Origin of the sequence: Serratia sp. CY33802 (assembly GCF_052169095.1) — a bacterium.
GTDB lineage: Bacteria > Pseudomonadota > Gammaproteobacteria > Enterobacterales > Enterobacteriaceae > Serratia > Serratia bockelmannii.
Genome location: NZ_JBJNLL010000005.1, coordinates 133,504 through 150,057, shown reverse-complemented (window position 1 = coordinate 150,057; position 16,554 = coordinate 133,504). Strand labels below are relative to the sequence as shown.

Annotated in this window: 14 protein-coding genes; 5 read left to right on the top strand and 9 right to left on the bottom strand. The window is 60.9% G+C overall.

The features are described from left to right. Positions 1 to 109: 109 nt before the first annotated feature. Positions 110 to 499, top strand: coding sequence for a hypothetical protein (locus ACJ8HA_RS17010; protein ID WP_060445262.1), 390 nt, complete (start codon positions 110 to 112; stop codon positions 497 to 499). On the opposite strand, the gene ACJ8HA_RS17005 is transcribed toward ACJ8HA_RS17010, so the two are convergent. The 3 genes from ACJ8HA_RS17005 to guaB all read right to left on the bottom strand — a co-directional run bounded on the left by ACJ8HA_RS17005 (position 482) and on the right by guaB (position 4,225). Next, positions 482 to 784, bottom strand: coding sequence for a 4-fold beta flower protein (locus ACJ8HA_RS17005; protein ID WP_072270945.1), 303 nt, complete (start codon positions 782 to 784; stop codon positions 482 to 484). The two genes, ACJ8HA_RS17010 and ACJ8HA_RS17005, sit on opposite strands and share 18 nt — an antisense overlap. Positions 785 to 1,081: 297 nt before the next feature. Then, the gene (guaA, locus tag ACJ8HA_RS17000) at positions 1,082 to 2,659 is read right to left on the bottom strand and encodes a glutamine-hydrolyzing GMP synthase (protein WP_197768745.1); all 1,578 of its coding nucleotides are present in this window, start codon (positions 2,657 to 2,659) and stop codon (positions 1,082 to 1,084) included. A 102-nt stretch (positions 2,660 to 2,761) separates the two neighbouring features. Next, positions 2,762 to 4,225, bottom strand: coding sequence for an IMP dehydrogenase (guaB, locus tag ACJ8HA_RS16995; protein WP_038629838.1), 1,464 nt, complete (start codon positions 4,223 to 4,225; stop codon positions 2,762 to 2,764). Positions 4,226 to 4,395: 170 nt separating this feature from the next. On the opposite strand from guaB, the gene xseA reads away from it, so the two are divergent. After that, positions 4,396 to 5,772, top strand: a complete 1,377-nt coding sequence (gene xseA / locus ACJ8HA_RS16990; protein ID WP_043138416.1) for an exodeoxyribonuclease VII large subunit — start codon at positions 4,396 to 4,398, stop codon at positions 5,770 to 5,772. A 4-nt stretch (positions 5,773 to 5,776) separates the two neighbouring features. Here the strand turns inward: xseA and ACJ8HA_RS16985 are convergent, their stop codons facing one another. Together ACJ8HA_RS16985 and ACJ8HA_RS16980 are read right to left on the bottom strand one after the other, a co-directional pair. Then, on the bottom strand, positions 5,777 to 8,143 hold the full coding sequence (locus ACJ8HA_RS16985; RefSeq protein WP_442515406.1) for a glycoside hydrolase family 31 protein: 2,367 nt from the start codon (positions 8,141 to 8,143) through the stop codon (positions 5,777 to 5,779). Positions 8,144 to 8,154: 11 nt separating this feature from the next. Further along, the gene (locus ACJ8HA_RS16980; RefSeq protein WP_063990531.1) at positions 8,155 to 9,465 is read right to left on the bottom strand and encodes an MFS transporter; all 1,311 of its coding nucleotides are present in this window, start codon (positions 9,463 to 9,465) and stop codon (positions 8,155 to 8,157) included. Positions 9,466 to 9,824: 359 nt separating this feature from the next. On the opposite strand from ACJ8HA_RS16980, the gene ACJ8HA_RS16975 reads away from it, so the two are divergent. From ACJ8HA_RS16975 to ACJ8HA_RS16965, 3 genes are all read left to right on the top strand, one after another. Continuing rightward, the gene (locus ACJ8HA_RS16975; RefSeq protein ID WP_442515405.1) at positions 9,825 to 10,895 is read left to right on the top strand and encodes a LacI family DNA-binding transcriptional regulator; all 1,071 of its coding nucleotides are present in this window, start codon (positions 9,825 to 9,827) and stop codon (positions 10,893 to 10,895) included. Positions 10,896 to 10,957: 62 nt separating this feature from the next. Continuing rightward, positions 10,958 to 11,983 carry a M4 family metallopeptidase gene (locus ACJ8HA_RS16970; protein WP_049296118.1) on the top strand — a complete coding sequence of 342 codons (1,026 nt, stop codon included), beginning with the start codon at positions 10,958 to 10,960 and terminating at the stop codon, positions 11,981 to 11,983. Beyond that, positions 11,983 to 12,324, top strand: a complete 342-nt coding sequence (locus ACJ8HA_RS16965; protein ID WP_016929750.1) for a protealysin inhibitor emfourin — start codon at positions 11,983 to 11,985, stop codon at positions 12,322 to 12,324. Before ACJ8HA_RS16970 ends, ACJ8HA_RS16965 begins: the two co-directional genes overlap by 1 nt. Positions 12,325 to 12,328: 4 nt before the next feature. On the opposite strand, the gene ACJ8HA_RS16960 is transcribed toward ACJ8HA_RS16965, so the two are convergent. The 4 genes from ACJ8HA_RS16960 to bamB all read right to left on the bottom strand — a co-directional run bounded on the left by ACJ8HA_RS16960 (position 12,329) and on the right by bamB (position 16,547). Further along, positions 12,329 to 12,550 (bottom strand): zinc ribbon domain-containing protein, encoded by a 222-nt coding sequence (locus ACJ8HA_RS16960; protein ID WP_049296119.1) that lies wholly within the window; start codon positions 12,548 to 12,550, stop codon positions 12,329 to 12,331. 13 nt (positions 12,551 to 12,563) lie between these two features. After that, the gene (locus ACJ8HA_RS16955; protein WP_025303906.1) at positions 12,564 to 13,520 is read right to left on the bottom strand and encodes an AEC family transporter; all 957 of its coding nucleotides are present in this window, start codon (positions 13,518 to 13,520) and stop codon (positions 12,564 to 12,566) included. A gap of 99 nt (positions 13,521 to 13,619) precedes the next feature. Continuing rightward, complete coding sequence (der, locus tag ACJ8HA_RS16950) at positions 13,620 to 15,110, bottom strand: ribosome biogenesis GTPase Der (protein ID WP_004941442.1); 1,491 nt, start codon at positions 15,108 to 15,110, stop codon at positions 13,620 to 13,622. Positions 15,111 to 15,365: 255 nt separating this feature from the next. Beyond that, positions 15,366 to 16,547, bottom strand: a complete 1,182-nt coding sequence (gene bamB / locus ACJ8HA_RS16945; RefSeq protein ID WP_025303907.1) for an outer membrane protein assembly factor BamB — start codon at positions 16,545 to 16,547, stop codon at positions 15,366 to 15,368. Between the last annotated feature and the right edge of the window lie 7 nt (positions 16,548 to 16,554).

Genomic DNA, 16,554 nt, shown 5'->3' with positions numbered 1-16,554 from the left:
CGACCTTAATCTTTCCGGCTTTCAAGCTAACTGTAAGGGCTGATATATTCTTTGATTCCATGAGAGATTTCACTCATATTAGATAGACTAATTTTATAGGGAGATTGTGATGAATCGCCAATTAGTAGTTGTGGCAATGCTCGTTTTTGCACCCTTGGCCCAGGCTGATACTCACGCACAAAGGGAGTCTTTTATAAAGTTTTATATCGATGATCTGCTTTGTCATTCCGATAAGAACTACAACACCCCGAGGGATGAGTTGGTAAAAGAGATACGCACCCAGCTCAATGCCAATACGGATATCGCTGACATCGACACAGTCAGGGGTTACCGTCCAGAGTTTACTGTTGCTGAATCGTTTAAAGAAGCAGACGTTACTGGTGGAGAAGAAAGTTGCACAAAGTTCGTGGAGAGCAAATTTGACCAGCAGTATGCGATTCAATCTGCCAAATACCCCATAACGGGCCACATGGCCCGTGTACTAGGAAAACGACTCTGAGGAAGGGAAATCCTCATAGCCGGAAATCATTACATAACCCACATAACTCGCATAGCGCCCCCGACCGATGCGATTGCTTAGAGGTGTGAAAGTGGATACACGTCGACTTTTTTTTGAACGATGGGTGATAAGTCTATTGTTACTCCTTACCTCACCGAGATAGTTCCCATTTTTCCCATAAATGATGTCGTCACGAACGTTCCCAACGTGTTTGCCGGCAGCTGTCCAAAGACGTCCGCTTTCGATGTAACCAAAGTATTTACCCTTCCAAGTCCATACGTTCATGCATTTTCCTCAAGTAGTGATGTGTTCCATTATTATGGCTTTCCAAATTGGAGGGTCAATGCTCACGCAAAAGCATGCGATAGGCGTCATTAATTGACCTAATGTGTAAAGTTGATTGACGTTGCACCTTAGACCGCCACATCCAGTCAGTAACCTTGGCCCAAAATCAGTGCTGTGCTAAATCAAAGATCTTCGTCTGTTTGAACTCCTCCCAATATCGATACAAAAAAGCCCGCAGTTACGCGGGCTTAGAGGTACTTTACTGCTTTTACGTGCAGGCTGTTGCCAGACGTTAAATCACTCCCACTCAATCGTCGCCGGCGGCTTGCCGCTGATGTCGTACACCACGCGGGAGATGCCGTTCACTTCGTTGATGATGCGGTTGGAGACGCGGCCGAGGAAGTCATACGGCAGGTGCGCCCAGTGCGCAGTCATGAAGTCGATGGTTTCTACCGCACGCAGGGAGACCACCCAGTCGTATTTGCGGCCGTCGCCCATCACGCCGACCGAACGCACCGGCAGGAATACGGTGAACGCCTGGCTGACTTTGTTGTACAGGTCAGCTTTGTGCAGCTCTTCGATGAAGATGGCATCGGCGCGGCGCAGCAGATCGCAGTACTCTTTCTTCACTTCGCCCAGCACGCGCACGCCCAGACCCGGGCCCGGGAACGGGTGACGGAACAGCATGTCGTACGGCAGGCCCAGCTCCAGGCCGATCTTGCGCACTTCGTCTTTGAACAGCTCTTTCAGCGGCTCGACCAGGCCCAGCTTCATCTCTTTCGGCAGGCCGCCCACGTTGTGGTGCGACTTGATCACGTGCGCTTTGCCGGTGGCGGAAGCGGCGGATTCGATCACGTCCGGGTAGATGGTGCCCTGTGCCAGCCATTTCACCTGCTCTTGCTTGCAGGCTTCTTCGTCGAACACTTCAACGAACACACGACCGATGATTTTACGCTTGGCTTCCGGCTCGTCCACGCCCGCCAGTGCGGTCAGGAAGCGGTTTTCCGCCTCAACGTGCACGATGTTCAGGCCGAAGTGGTCGCCGAACATTTCCATCACCTGCTTGGCTTCGTTCAGGCGCAGCAGGCCGTTGTCGACGAACACGCAGGTCAGGCGTTTGCCGATGGCCCGGTGCAGCAGCATCGCGGTCACGGAGGAGTCGACGCCGCCGGACAGGCCGAGGATCACGTGGTCTTCACCCACCTGCTCGCGGATGCGCTCGACCGCATCTTCGATGATGGTGGCTGGCGTCCACAGGGCTTCACACTGGCAGATGTCCAGTACGAAGCGCTCCAGCATGCGCTGGCCCTGGCGGGTGTGGGTCACTTCCGGGTGGAACTGCACGCCGTAGAAGCGTTTTTCTTCGTTGGCCATAATAGCGAACGGGCAGGTATCGGTGCTGGCGATGGTCACGAAGTCGGACGGGATCGCGGTCACTTTGTCGCCGTGGCTCATCCACACGTCCAGCAGCGGTTTGCCGGCCGGGCTGATAGCGTCTTCGATGTCGCGCAGCAGCGCGCTCTCTTTGACGATTTCCACCTGCGCGTAGCCGAACTCGCGTTCGTTGGAACCCTGCACATGGCCACCCAGCTGCATCGCCATGGTCTGCATGCCGTAGCACACGCCCAGCACCGGCACGCCGGCATTGAACACGTAGTCAGGGGCGCGCGGGCTGCCGGCTTCGGTGGTGCTTTCCGGGCCGCCGGACAGGATGATGCCGCTTGGGTTGAATTCGCGGATCTGCGCTTCGCTAACGTCCCAGGCCCACAGTTCGCAGTAAACGCCGATTTCGCGCACGCGGCGGGCGACCAGTTGAGTGTATTGCGAACCGAAGTCCAGTATCAGGATGCGATGCTTATGGATATTTTGTGTCATGTGAGGCGAATTCCAGCAACAAGAGAAAAAGAGCGAAAATGTGTGTTTCGGGATGGGGCTTGGCGCCCCACCCCGGCCTCTCACTCAGGAGAGGTTAAGGCATCAGCCCATGCGGTAGTTCGGCGACTCTTTGGTGATGGTCACGTCGTGCACGTGGCTTTCCTGAATGCCGGCGCCACTGATGCGCACGAACTCCGCCTTGGTGCGCAGATCGTCGATGGTGGCGCAGCCGGTCAGGCCCATGCAGGAGCGCAGGCCGCCCATCTGCTGGTGCACGATGGCTTTCAGCATGCCTTTATAGGCGACGCGGCCTTCGATACCTTCCGGCACCAGTTTGTCGGCGGCGTTATCGGTCTGGAAGTAACGGTCGGAAGAACCTTTGGACATCGCGCCCAGCGAGCCCATGCCGCGGTAAGATTTGAACGAACGGCCCTGATACAGCTCGATTTCGCCCGGGGATTCTTCGGTGCCCGCCAGCATGGAGCCGACCATCACGCAGGATGCGCCCGCGGCGATCGCTTTGGCGATGTCGCCGGAGAAGCGGATGCCGCCGTCGGCGATAACCGGAATGCCGGTGCCTTCCAGCGCTTCCACCGCGTCGGCGATGGCGGTGATCTGCGGTACGCCCACGCCGGTCACGATGCGGGTGGTGCAGATGGAGCCAGGGCCGATACCCACTTTCACCGCGCTCACGCCGGCTTCAGCCAGTGCTTTGGCGCCCGCTGCGGTCGCGACGTTGCCGCCGACGATCTGCAGATCCGGGTATTTGGCGCGAGTTTCGCGGATGCGCTGCAACACGCCTTCGGAGTGGCCGTGCGAGGAGTCGATCAGCAGGACGTCAACGCCTGCCGCCACCAGCGCGTCAACGCGCTCTTCGTTGCCGGCGCCGGCGCCGACCGCCGCGCCCACGCGCAGACGGCCGTGCTCGTCTTTACAGGCGTTCGGCTTACGTTCCGCTTTCTGGAAGTCTTTAACGGTGATCATGCCCAGCAGGTGGAAGCTGTCGTCCACCACCAGCGCTTTTTCTACGCGCTTTTCGTGCATCTTCTGCAGCACCACGTCACGCGCTTCACCTTCTTTCACGGTGACCAGGCGATCTTTCGGCGTCATCACCGCAGTCACCGGCTGAGACAGATCGGTCACAAAGCGCACGTCACGGCCGGTGATGATGCCGACCAGCTCGTTGTCTTCGGTAACGACCGGGTAACCGGCGAAGCCGTTGCGCGCGGTTAGCTCTTTCACTTCCTGCAGCGTGGTGGACGGGGTAACGGTCTGCGGGTCGGTAACTACGCCGCTTTCATGCTTCTTCACGCGGCTGACTTCTTCAGCCTGGCGCTCGATGGACATGTTTTTGTGGATGAAGCCCAGGCCGCCTTCCTGCGCCAGCGCGATGGCCAGGCCGGATTCGGTCACGGTATCCATGGCTGCGGACAGCATAGGGATGTTCAGGCGGATGGTTTTGGTCAGTTGAGTGCCGAGCTCTGCGGTGTTAGGCAGAACCGTGGAGTGGGCTGGAACCAGGAGGACGTCGTCAAACGTCAGAGCTTCTTTAGCGATACGTAGCATGGGCAATATCTCACCAGGGTGGGCTGTGAAAAAGATAAAATATTGCCGCGGCATTATACAGAGCGGAATCGGTTGCCTCCAGCACTTTCTTACAAAAAGTCTTGATTACCTTTTTCAGCCATGTAGTATCGACCAATTAAGTGATTGTTTTGAAATTTGATCTGGGTCACATGTCGCTACCTGTTTCGCCTTCCATTTTTACCGTAAGCCGCCTCAATCAGACGGTTCGCCAACTGCTGGAAATGGAAATGGGGCAGATTTGGCTCTCCGCCGAGATCTCCAACCTCTCCCAGCCCGCCTCCGGCCACTGGTATTTCACGCTGAAAGACGACCGCGCCCAGGTGCGCTGCGCGATGTTCCGCAACAGCAACCGCCGCGTCACCTTCCGGCCGCAAAACGGCCAGCAGGTCTTGGTGCGCGCCAGCATCACGCTGTATGAACCGCGCGGCGACTACCAGCTGATCGCCGAGAGCATGCAGCCCGCCGGCGACGGCCTGCTACAGCAACAGTTCGAGCAGTTGAAACAGCGCCTGAGCGCCGAAGGGCTGTTCGATCAGCAATTCAAGCAGCCGCTGCCCGCCCCGGCCAAACGCGTCGGGGTGATCACCTCCGCCAGCGGCGCGGCGCTGCACGATATCCTGCAGGTGTTGCAGCGGCGCGATCCATCGCTGCCGATCGTCATCTACCCCACCTCGGTGCAGGGCGCGGAAGCGCCGATGCAAATCGTGCGCGCCATCGAGACCGCCAACCGCCGCGATGAATGCGACGTGCTGATCGTCGGCCGCGGCGGCGGTTCGCTGGAAGATCTGTGGAGCTTCAACGACGAACGCGTGGCGCGGGCGATCTTCGCCAGCCGCATTCCGATCGTCAGCGCCGTCGGCCATGAAACCGACGTCACCATCGCCGACTTTGTCGCCGATCTGCGCGCGCCGACCCCTTCCGCCGCCGCCGAACTGGTCAGCCGCAATCAGCTTGAGCTGTTGCGCCAGCTGCAGTCGCAGCAGCAGCGGCTGGAGATGGCGATGGATTACTATCTGGCGCAGCGCCAGCAGCAGTTCACCCGCATTCACCACCGTTTACAGCAGCAGCATCCGCATCTGCGCCTGGCGCGCCAGCAGACGCTGCTGTTCAAGCTGCAGCGCCGAATGGAAGACGGCATGCAGCAGCAGCTGCGCCTGGCTGCCCGCCGCAGCGAACGCGCCCAGCAGCGGCTGGCGCAGGTGCAGCCGCAGGGCCGCATTCACCGCTACCAACAACGCGTGCAGCAGCAGGAATACCGTCTGCAGCAGGCGATGGAGCGCCAGCTCAACGCCTACCGCCAGCGCTTCGGCGTGGCCTGCAGCCAGCTGGAAACCGTCAGCCCGCTGGCGACGCTGGCGCGCGGCTACAGCGTGACGCAAACCCCGCGCGGCGAGCTGCTGAAAACCACCAAACAGGCACAGGTCGGCGAACTGCTGAAAACCCGCCTGCAGGACGGCTGGGTGGAAAGCGAGGTGAAAACCATCACCGTCGCCAAAAAGCCGCGCAAGAAGCGCGCGACCGAGTAACCCCCTACTCCAGCGTAAAACGCTCGCCCGGTTCGCCGTTCACCCACAGCGCGCGCGTTTCGCCTTCCGGCAGGCTGAGCGCCAGCGTGCGCCAGGCCGGGCAGAAACGCCCTTCCGTCGTGATATCCAGCATGATGCGCTGATTGTCGCAGCGCATTTCCCAGCGCAGCCACAGCGCATCGCCCTGCCGCCAGCCGTCGCTTTCACCGTCGTCCTCAAACAACAACCCACTGCTTGCGCCGCAGCCCTTGAGCGGAAACAGCCGCAGCTCGCGCCGATCGTCGGCGGCCACGTCCACATGCGCCAGCCGCTGCGACAGCGGCAGCGCCGCCCCGGCGCGCACCAGCAGCGGCAGACGCTCCAGCGGCGCCGCCAGCGTTACCGTCTGGCCGCCGCTGAACCACTGGCCGCTGTAGAAGCAGTACCAGCCTTCGCCGTTGTCCGGCAAATACACCAAACGCCGGCGCTGCGCCGGTTCCACCACGCTGGCCACCAGCAGATCGCGGCCAATCAGAAAATCGTCGTTCTCGCCAAAGGTGCGCGCATCCTGTTCGTGATCGAGGAAGGTCGGGCGCAGCATCGGCTCGTCGTCCGCGCAGGCCTGCCATAGCAGGGTGTAGAAATACGGCAGCAGCCGGTAACGCAGATTGATCGCCTCGCGCACCGCCGGGGTGGCGGCCGGGTACATCCAGGGCTCGTTGACCGTGGCGTCGTCGTTCCAGGAGTGGATAGTGAAACGCGGATGCATCACGCCGTTTTGCACCCAGCGCACCAGCAGCTCCGCGTCCGGTTTGTCGCCGGAGAAGCCGCCGACGTCGTGGCCGAGGTTATACAGCCCGGACAGGCTCATGCCCAGCCCCATGCGGATGTTGTAGCGCAGCGTCTGCCAGCTGGTGCGGTTGTCGCCGCTCCAGGTCTGCACGTAGCGCTGCATGCCGGCACAGCCGGAGCGCGAGATCAGGTACGGCCGCTTCTGCGGCGCGAAGCGCTGCTGGGCCTCCATCGAGGCGCGCATCATCAGCAATGGCATCACCGGGCGAATATGCTTGATGGCGATCGGCCGCCCGAAGCCGTGGCAGCGCGCTTCGCCGTCCCACACTTCGTATTCGTTGTTGTCGTTCCAGGTCGAGTCGATGCCCATCTCCAGCAGCTGCTGCGTGACGCCGTGCTGCCACCAGCGCACCGCCGCCGGGTTAGTGAAGTCGAGGTGCGATCCCTCGTCGTCCCAGAAGCTGGAACGTTCGGGCGCGTCGCTTTGCGAATCGCGGATAAACAGCCCCTGCGCAGCCACCGCCTGATACTGCGGGTGATCCTGCAGCAGGCATGGCTTGATGTTGGCCGCCAGCCTGAGGCCGGCGTCGTGAAACGCCTGGCTGAGCAGCTTGGGCTGCGGCACCTTGTCGTAATTCCAGTTGAACACGTAGCGCTTGTTGTTGATCGAGGTGTAGCCCGACGACAGCTGGAAAGAGTCGCAAGGAATGGCGTGTTGGCGGCACAGCGCGATGAACTGCTGCAGCTGCTGCTGGGCGTCCGGCGCGTCGGTGTAGTGCATGGTCGAACCGCTGTAGCCCAGGCTCCACTTCGGCCCGAAGTGGGTGCGGCCGGTCAGGCGCACGAAGGCCTTGGTGACGTCCAAAACCTTCGGCCCGAGGAACAGGTAGTAATCCAGATCGCCCGCTTCGGCCTGATAGCGGCGGTAGGCCGCGTGGTAGTTGTCTATCTCGTTGCCCAGATCCAGCCAGCAGCTGCTCAGGTTATCGTAGAACAGGCCGAAGCTCGCCTCCGGCCCGCGGGTGATGGTAAACGGAATGTGCTTGTACAGCGGATCGGTGCTGGCGGCGTTGTAGCCCATGGCGTCCAGATTGCGCATCTCAAAGCGGCGGCCGGTGCGTTCCAGATCGCCGGCCTTCTCCCCCAGGCCGTAATAGCGCTCATCGGCGAAACGCCGCTGGTAATGCGCCACGCCGTCGCCGTGCGCATTGAGCAGGTAGGCGCTGGTCGGCCGATCCGACGCCAGCGGCCGCCACTCGCCGTCGGCGGTGCAATACTCCCACGCCAGCCACAGCGGCTGATGCACCGTCACGCGCAGCAGCGGCGTGCTGACCACCAGCCGATCGCCCTCCCGACGCAGCTGATAGCCCGGCAGGCTGAAACCGGCGACGCTGAGCCGATCGCGCCCCTCCCAGGGCACATCCTCTTGCGGCGCAATGCTCCAAGTGCGATCCAGCGCCAGCTCGCCCTCACGTTTGATCAACACGCGGAACAGACCGTCTTCCAGCACGTACAGGCAGAAACGGTGGCGTTCATCGACCAGCAGCTCGACGTGGTCCGCATGCTGCGCCGCCAATGTCCAATTTTTTAAGCTTTTCATAAATATTCCACTTAGCTGTGTGAAGGGGTTTTCTTACCGCCGCGCTCGGCGATCAGGGCAATCAGGAACACAGCGCCGATCAGATCGAAGAAGCCCATGGCGATAAACAGCGGGTTAAAGCCGATGGTGTCGGATACCGCGCCGATCAGCAGCGTGAACAGGAAACTGGCGATCCAGGCGCTGGAACCGCGCATGCCGTTCACCGTCGCCATTTGATTCTTATCGAACGATTCCACCACCAGGGCGCTGAGCATGCAGGAGATCACCTGATGGCCGAAGCCGCCGATCGAGATCAGCGCGATCGCCACATAGGGATCTTGGGTGATCGCGACAAACGCCAGCGACACCATCAGGAAAGCGCCGGTCACCGAGCTGGCGACCACCGAGTTAACGCGGCTGCAGCCGAACCATTTGCGGTACAGAGTGGTGAGATAGCCGCTGGCGACGCTGCCGATATCCGCCGCCAGGAACGGCAGCCAGGCGAACATCGCGATCTGTTTCAGATCCATGCCGCGTTCGGTGGCCAGGTACAGCGGCACCCAGAAGCTGAAGACCGCCCAGGCCGGCTCGGCGAGAAAGGCCGGGATGGCGATGCCGTAAAATTTCTTGTTCTTGCACAGGCTGGCCAGCGAGGTGAGAAACGGCAGCTTCGGCAACACCGGCTCGTTGTCTTCGCGGATCAGATCCAACTCTTGCTGGCTGAGGTTCGGGTGCTGCTGCGGCGAGTGGTAGAACAGCCACCACAGCACCACCCAGATCAGCGCCAGCCCGCCGGAGAACAGGAAGGCGCCTTGCCAGCCGAAGGAGACGTGAGCGATGACGATGATCGGCGGGGCCAGCATGGCGCCGATGGAGAAACCGACGCCCGCCCAGCCGGCAGCGATCGGCCGCTCCTTCTTCGGGAACCAATCGGAGATCGCCTTGGCGTTGGCCGGGGTGGCCGCCGCCTCCGCGCCTCCCATGAAGAAGCGCAGAATGGCCAGTTGCAGCCAGCTGCCGGCGCCGGCGTGCAACATGCATACCACCGCCCAAATGCCGGCGCAGATCAGAAAGCCCATCTTCAGGCCGATAACGTCGATCAGCCAGCCGCAGATCGGCTGGAACACCGTGTAGGCCAGCTGGAACGACGCCACCACCCAGGCATATTGTTCGGTGCTCATGTTCAGGCTGGTTTTCAGCTCCGGCGCCAGAATGCCCAGCGAGTTGCGGGTGATGTAGTTGACCGTGACGCCCAGCAAGAACAGCGCCAGCATCCACCAGCGCAGCGATTTGAACTTGCGCCGGCCGCTCTGCGCGACCGCCTGATTGATCTCCACACTCATCGATTCTCTCCCCGCGGCCGCCGGCTATGGCGACACGCGTTTTGGTAGGGTACGTTGTGCTATCAAATAAGGGACAGTGAAAACGGGTCGGCGCCATATCGCCGGCCGACAGAAAATCACAACCCCATGATTTATTTTTTGTTTTCTTCTTTGCATACCGTTAAAATTGGACTGACAGGTCGTTAAAATTGGTGTACCAATGCAGACTACTCAGCGAGAGCGCGCAGCGAAACGGGGTTTTTTGCAAAGATTTTCACAGGTGGGTGAAAAAATAGTCATAATGGGCATGAAAGCCGGTCAAGACGCTGAAAATCCGCGGTGAAAATATTCTCATGGACGAATTTGAAGGAGATCACAGAATGAACGGAAAGCTGAAAATCCAGGAGATCGCCCGCCAAACCGGGCTGTCGATCAGCACCGTTTCCCGCGTGCTGGCGGGCAAGGCCAACACCAGCGCCGAAGCGCGCCGCAAGGTGCTGGAATGCGCGCAGCAAAACGGCATTCTGCAGGGCATTTCCAGCGGCCGGCTGATGCTGAACAACGTGATGGTGTTCGCGCCGCAGCGCGCGTTCGACGTGCGCACTGACATTTTCTACTACAAGGTCATTCAGGGCATTACCGCCGCGCTGATGGAGCACGAGGTGCGCATCCGCTACTGCGGGCTGGAAGAGCAGCACAGCGACGGCGCGCTGTTTCTGGAAAAAATGAGCGATCCGCACACCGAAGCGGCACTGATCATCGGCATCGACGACGAACACATCCATACCCTGGCGGCCGATCTGCCCAAGCCCTGCGTGCTGATCAACTGCACCGATCAGCAGATGCGGCTGGACAGCGTCTCGCCGGATCATCAGCTGATCGGCGACTATTCCGCCAGCTATCTGTTCCAGCAGGGGCACAGCCATATCCTCAACCTGCAGTGTCTGCGCCGCCACACCATGGAGCTGCGGCTGGCGGGTATCCGGCAGGCCTACGCGCGGCATCATCTGCCGTTCGACGACGGCCGCCATCTGGTGACCACTTCCGGCTTCGGCAGCGAAGAGGCCGAACAGGCGCTGACCACCTACCTGAACCGCGCCCCGCTGCCGACGGCGATCCTGGCCGGCGGCGATTACATGGCGGTCGGGGCGGTCAAGGCGCTCAACAAGCTGGGGCTGAGCGTACCGGGCGACGTATCGGTGATGAGTACCGATGGCTTCAACCTGGCGGAAATACACGACGTGCCGCTGACCTCGGTACAGGTGCCGCGTGATGAGCTGGGCTACGAGGCGATCCAGCTGCTGCAGCGGCGCATGTTGCGCGCCGACGCGCCGCCGTGCAACCTGCTGCTGCATGGCCGGTTGGCGGTACGCGCCTCGGTGCGGCGCATCAGTCCCCACAAGACCACCCCGGCGGTGAGCACACATAACCACAGGCTTTATGACGAGTAGACTACACTTAGGCTCAGTGCATTCATTCGATGAGGTAAATTTTTTGCCTAAGGAGAGCCACTATGCCAGCCCAGCGCATGCGTTCCGTCATTCCTCCCTACATGCTGCGCCGCATTATTGAACACGGTAACGCCCCGCAGCGCGACTGCGCGCTGCACACCCTGAACCACGTGCAAAGCCTGCTCGGCAACAAGCCGCTGCGTTCACCGACCGAGAAAAACGCCCGAGCCGGCGAAGCGCTCCGCGATATCTACGACGCCCAGAACGGCACCCAACTGCCCGGCAAACAGGTGCGCAAGGAGGGCCAGCCCAGCAACCACGACGTGGCGGTGGACGAGGCCTACGACTATCTCGGCGTCACCTACGATTTCTTCTGGCAGGCCTACCGGCGCAATTCGCTGGATAATAAAGGGCTGCCGCTGGTCGGCAGCGTGCACTACGGCAAGGAGTACCAGAACGCTTTCTGGAACGGCCAGCAGATGGTGTTCGGCGACGGCGACGGCGAGATCTTCAACCGTTTCACCATCGCCATCGACGTGGTCGGCCACGAGCTGGCGCACGGCGTGACCGAGAGCGAGGCTGGGCTGATCTACTACCAGCAGTCCGGCGCGCTCAACGAATCGCTGTCTGACGTGTTCGGTTCGTTGGTCAAGCAGTTCCACCTGCAGCAAACCGCCGATAAAGCCGACTGGCTGATCGGCGCCGGGCTGCTCGCCAAGGGCATCAAAGGCCAAGGGCTGCGCTCGATGTCGGCACCCGGCACCGCCTACGACGATCCGCTGCTGGGCAAAGACCCGCAGCCCGCCAGCATGAAGGATTATATCCAGACCAAGGAAGACAACGGCGGCGTACACCTCAACTCCGGCATTCCTAACCGCGCGTTCTACCTGGCGGCAACCGCGCTGGGCGGCTTCGCCTGGGAAAAAGCCGGCTACGTCTGGTATGACACGGTGTGCGACAAAGCGCTGCCGCAAAACGCCGACTTCGCCACCTTCGCCCGCGCCACGGTGAAACATGCGCTAGCGCGTTTCGATCAAAGCGTGGCGGACAAGGTGCAACAGGCCTGGCATCAGGTGGGGGTGGAGTAATGAAACCGCTGCCGACGCTCAATCAGGATACGGTCATTGAGCTGGCGCGCGAGGGAGGCTTCGCCTACATTCCCAAACTGGCGGGCCAGCGCCGCATTGCGCTGGCCGATATCACGCCGGAGCAACGGCAGCGCCTGAATCAGTTGCTGAATCAGACGCTGCCGTACGCCCAGGAAGAGGGCCAACCCAACTCCCCCGGCTGCGGCGACCAGCGCTACTACCGCGTACAGATCAACTACACCAGCCCCACCCTGAGCACCGAGATCGTGCTGTTAATCCCGGAAAGCAGCGCGCCGCAGGCGCTGGTGGATTTGTGGAAAACCGGCCAGGTGGATGAGTGAGGGCTTACAGCGGCTGATAGCTGAAATTCACCCGTTTTTTGGAGATCAGCCCGTGCCCGTTCTGGCACAGGTAATCCACCGCCCCGCAGGCTTTCAATTCTTGCAGCGGCTGCCCGCACTCCGGGCAGCTCGCCAGCTGCCGATAATCGCAGAGGCAGGCTTCACAATGGTAATGACCCGCTACCCACTTCATGGTCTGACGGCAGTGCGGACAATGCGCATCCATAACGGCTCCCAGGTTAAATCGCGCCCCATGAGCGCAAGAAATAGATCCCCAACGCGGTGGTGAAGAACGAACCGACGGTGGTGATGGCGATAATGTTGGCCGCCAGCGTGGCGTTGCCGCCCATGGCGCGCGTCATCACATAGCTGCCCGAAGCGGTCGGCGTGGCGGAAAACAGGAAGATAATGCCCAGCGCCGCCCCCTGAAACCCGCACAGCCAGCCGGCCAGCGTCATCAGGAACGGCACCAGAAACAGCTTGGCCGCCGACGACAGCGCCGCCACGTTGGACGAGCGGAACATGGCGCGAAAATCCAGGCTGGCGCCGGTGCACAGCAGTGCCAGCGGCAGCGACAGCGCGGAGATATAGCTGCCGGTCTGGCGGATCACGGTCGGGATGCCCAGCCCGGTTTGCGCATACAGCAGCCCGCACACCAGGCCGATGATCAGCGGGTTGGTAACGATGCTGCGCAGCAGCGACAGGTGGCTGATTTTCTTGCCCTGCCCACCCTGTAGGCTGCGCGTGAGGGTGATAACCGACAGTATGTTGAACAGGATCACCGTCACCGTCAGGTACAGCGAGGCGAGCGCAATGCCTTCGCTGCCATAGGCGGTCATGGCGTAGGCCAGGCCGACGATGGCGGTATTGGCGCGGAAACCGCCCTGCACGAACACCCCGCGCTCACGCGGTTCTTTCACCAGCCACTTGGCCGCCAGCTCCAAGAGCAGGAAGGTCGCCAGCGTGCCGACCGCGCCGAACAGCACCAGCGGCAGGTTGCCGAGCAGCTGCGGGTGGTTGGTGGCGATGCTGAAAAACAGCAGGCACGGCAGCGCCAGATTGAACACCAGGCGCGTCGCGCCGTCGACAAAGCGGTCATCCATCAGGCGCCAATGGCGCAGCAGGATCCCCAGCAGCATCATCAGCAGATTCGGCACGGTGACGTTGAACGCAAAACTCCAGGTTTCCCAGGACATGGTGTTCCTTCAGGCAGGCGAGGTAATCTTCAGATAATAAAACGATTTCGGGCCAATAAAAAAGGGGCGCGGCATCACTGCCGCGCCCCTCATGGGCAATTACTTGCTCTTTTTCAGGTGGCTCATCAGGCGCTTGCGCTTACGCATCTGGGTTGGCGTCAGCAGGTTGCGCTTGCCGGCGAACGGGTTGTCCCCCTCTTTGAACTGGATGCGGATCGGCGTCCCCATCACGTTCAGCGAGCGACGGAAGTAGTTCATCAGATAGCGTTTGTACGAATCGGCCAGATCGCTGACCTGGTTGCCGTGGATCACCACGATCGGCGGGTTGTAACCGCCGGCGTGGGCATATTTCAGCTTCACGCGGCGGCCGCGCACCAACGGCGGCTGGTGATCGTCAACCGCCATCTGCATGATTTTGGTCAGCATCGAGGTGTTTACGCGACGGGTTGCGCACTCGTAGGCTTCCTGTACCGATTCGAACAGGTTGCCGACACCGCTGCCGTGCAGGGCGGAAATAAAGTGCACGCGCGCGAAGTCGACGAAGCCCAGACGCAGATCGAGCATCTCTTTCACGTGCTCGCGATCTTCTTCGCTCATGCCGTCCCACTTGTTGACCGCAATCACCAGTGAGCGCCCACTGTTGAGGATAAAGCCGAGCAGCGAGAGATCCTGATCGGAGATGCCTTCACGCGCGTCGATCACCAGCAGCACCACGTTGGCGTCTTCAATCGCCTGCAGGGTCTTGATCACCGAGAACTTCTCGACGGTTTCAGTCACCTTGCCGCGTTTACGCACCCCGGCGGTGTCGATCAGCACATATTCGCGTTCGTCGCGCACCATCGGAATGTAGATGCTGTCGCGGGTAGTGCCCGGCATGTCATACACCACCACGCGCTCCTCGCCGAGGATGCGGTTAGTCAGCGTAGACTTACCAACGTTCGGGCGGCCGACGATCGCCAGTTTGATCGGCAGATCCTGCGGGTTGAACGCTTCTTCCGGCTCTTCGTCTTCTTCGCCTTCCAGCGTTTCACCGTTTTGCTCGGCCCAGTAAGCGGCATTGGCCTCTTCCTCGGTCAGCTCGACGTCTTCCGGTTTTTCCGGCACGAACGGCACCAGCACGTGTTCAATCAGCTGGGTCACGCCACGGCCGTGAGAAGCGGCGATAGCGAACACTTCACCCAGGCCGAGCGAGTAGAAATCGGCGGTGGCGGTGTCCGGGTCCAGGCCGTCGGTCTTGTTGGCCACCAGGAAGGTCGCCTTTTGGCGGCTGCGCAGGTGCTGGGCGATGCCCTGATCCGCCGGCATCAGGCCGGCGCGGGCGTCGACCATGAACAGCACGATGTCCGCTTCTTCGATCGCCAGCAGCGACTGACCGGCCATGCGCGTTTCGACGCCGTCTTCGGTGCCGTCGATACCGCCGGTATCGACGATGATGAATTCATTGCCTTCGATTTCAGCACGACCATACTTGCGGTCACGCGTCAGCCCCGGGAAATCCGCCACCAGCGCATCACGCGTATGGGTTAAACGGTTGAACAAGGTGGATTTACCCACATTCGGGCGCCCGACCAGCGCGACGACAGGTATCATTGTTGAAGCCTCATTACTTAATAATCAATGCGTTACTGCACTGTGGATAGACACCAGCGGTGCAGCTTATAAAATACGAAACGGCCCCTGAACATTCAGGAGCCGTTTTCCCCTTCATCTTTCGCGCCACAGCGGCGTTGTCTGCGCACCTTCGCCTCGGTCACTTAGCTCACTAAGCTCCCGAGGACTCATGCGCTTGCCGCCTGGCTGCAACCCGAAATCTTTCGGGCGCAAGAAGGATCACGACGAGCGGCGTTAGCGGGTGAAAGCGTAAACTTTCCCGCCGCGAGCCTGGATGACCAGCTTGTCGCCGGCCACCATCGGCGCAGACAGGAAGCCGGAGCTGTCCACTTCCTGCTGGGCGACAAAACGGCCATCGGTGGTGTTGACCCAGTGCAGATAGCCTTCGGCGTCACCGGTCACCAGATAACCATTATACATCACCGGCGGCGTCAGGTTGCGGTGCAGCAGATCGCTTTGCGTCCACACGGTCACGCCGCCTTCGGTGCTGAGCGCCACCACGCGATCGTTCTGGTCGATCAGGTAGATGCGGCCCGCGTCGACGATGAAATCATTCACCGAACCCAGCTCGCGTTTCCAGATGATCTGACCGGAACGCAGATCCAGCGCCGTCAGGTTGCCGTTGTAACCCAGCGCGTAGACCACGCCGTCAACGATTACCGGCGTGGTGTCCACGTCGTTCAGGCGATCGATTTCGGTCGCGCCGCTCGGCTGAGAAATGCGCTGTTGCCAGATCAGTTGGCCCTGCTGCATCAGCACGGCGCTGACGCGGCCGTTGTCACCGCCGACGATGGCGGCGCCAAAGGCGACGGCCGGCGCGGATTCACCGCGCAGCGACAGCGAAGGCATGTCCAGGTTAACCGTCCACTTCACCGCGCCGTCGGCTTCGTTCAGCGCCTGCAGCATGCCGTTGGAGGTGTGCACCAACACCATGCCGTCGCTGATAACCGGACGTGAAATCGCTTCGCCGGCCACTTTGGTCTGCCAGGCGATGGCGCCGTCGGCGGTGTTCAATGCGTAAACCACCGCTTTTTCGCTGCCGACGTAAACCTTGTCGCCCGCAACCGTCAGGCCGCCCGACAGCAGCGCAGACAGGTTGCTGGAGAAGAAGCCGGTCTTCTCGGAGAGGTTGACCTTCCACTTCTCGTTGCCGCTGTCGGCGTCCATCGCTTTCACGATGCCAAAGCGATCGGCGGCGTAAATGGTGCTGTCCTGATAGGCCGGACGCAGGTGGGAGTAATACTCACCGATGCCGTCGCCCACCGAGGTACTCCACGCCTTGCTCGGCGTGAACTGATTTTCAACTTTCGGCAACGGCGACATGGTAACCACGTCTTCTTCGCTGTTAAACAGCGAGCAACCACTCAGCAAGGCAGCGGAAACCAGTCCGACCAAGAGTGTTTTACGCAATTGCATGGGAATT

Excerpts from the sequence above, each read along its gene's own strand:
- ACJ8HA_RS17010 (WP_060445262.1), top strand. The coding sequence starts at position 110 with ATGAATCGCCAATTAGTAGTTGTGGCAATGCTCGTTTTTGCACCCTTG.
- ACJ8HA_RS17005 (WP_072270945.1), bottom strand. The coding sequence starts at position 784 with ATGAACGTATGGACTTGGAAGGGTAAATACTTTGGTTACATCGAAAGC.
- guaA (WP_197768745.1), bottom strand. The coding sequence starts at position 2,659 with ATGACACAAAATATCCATAAGCATCGCATCCTGATACTGGACTTCGGT.
- guaB (WP_038629838.1), bottom strand. The coding sequence starts at position 4,225 with ATGCTACGTATCGCTAAAGAAGCTCTGACGTTTGACGACGTCCTCCTG.
- xseA (WP_043138416.1), top strand. The coding sequence starts at position 4,396 with ATGTCGCTACCTGTTTCGCCTTCCATTTTTACCGTAAGCCGCCTCAAT.
- ACJ8HA_RS16985 (WP_442515406.1), bottom strand. The coding sequence starts at position 8,143 with ATGAAAAGCTTAAAAAATTGGACATTGGCGGCGCAGCATGCGGACCAC.
- ACJ8HA_RS16980 (WP_063990531.1), bottom strand. The coding sequence starts at position 9,465 with ATGAGTGTGGAGATCAATCAGGCGGTCGCGCAGAGCGGCCGGCGCAAG.
- ACJ8HA_RS16975 (WP_442515405.1), top strand. The coding sequence starts at position 9,825 with ATGAACGGAAAGCTGAAAATCCAGGAGATCGCCCGCCAAACCGGGCTG.
- ACJ8HA_RS16970 (WP_049296118.1), top strand. The coding sequence starts at position 10,958 with ATGCCAGCCCAGCGCATGCGTTCCGTCATTCCTCCCTACATGCTGCGC.
- ACJ8HA_RS16965 (WP_016929750.1), top strand. The coding sequence starts at position 11,983 with ATGAAACCGCTGCCGACGCTCAATCAGGATACGGTCATTGAGCTGGCG.
- ACJ8HA_RS16960 (WP_049296119.1), bottom strand. The coding sequence starts at position 12,550 with ATGGATGCGCATTGTCCGCACTGCCGTCAGACCATGAAGTGGGTAGCG.
- ACJ8HA_RS16955 (WP_025303906.1), bottom strand. The coding sequence starts at position 13,520 with ATGTCCTGGGAAACCTGGAGTTTTGCGTTCAACGTCACCGTGCCGAAT.
- der (WP_004941442.1), bottom strand. The coding sequence starts at position 15,110 with ATGATACCTGTCGTCGCGCTGGTCGGGCGCCCGAATGTGGGTAAATCC.
- bamB (WP_025303907.1), bottom strand. The coding sequence starts at position 16,547 with ATGCAATTGCGTAAAACACTCTTGGTCGGACTGGTTTCCGCTGCCTTG.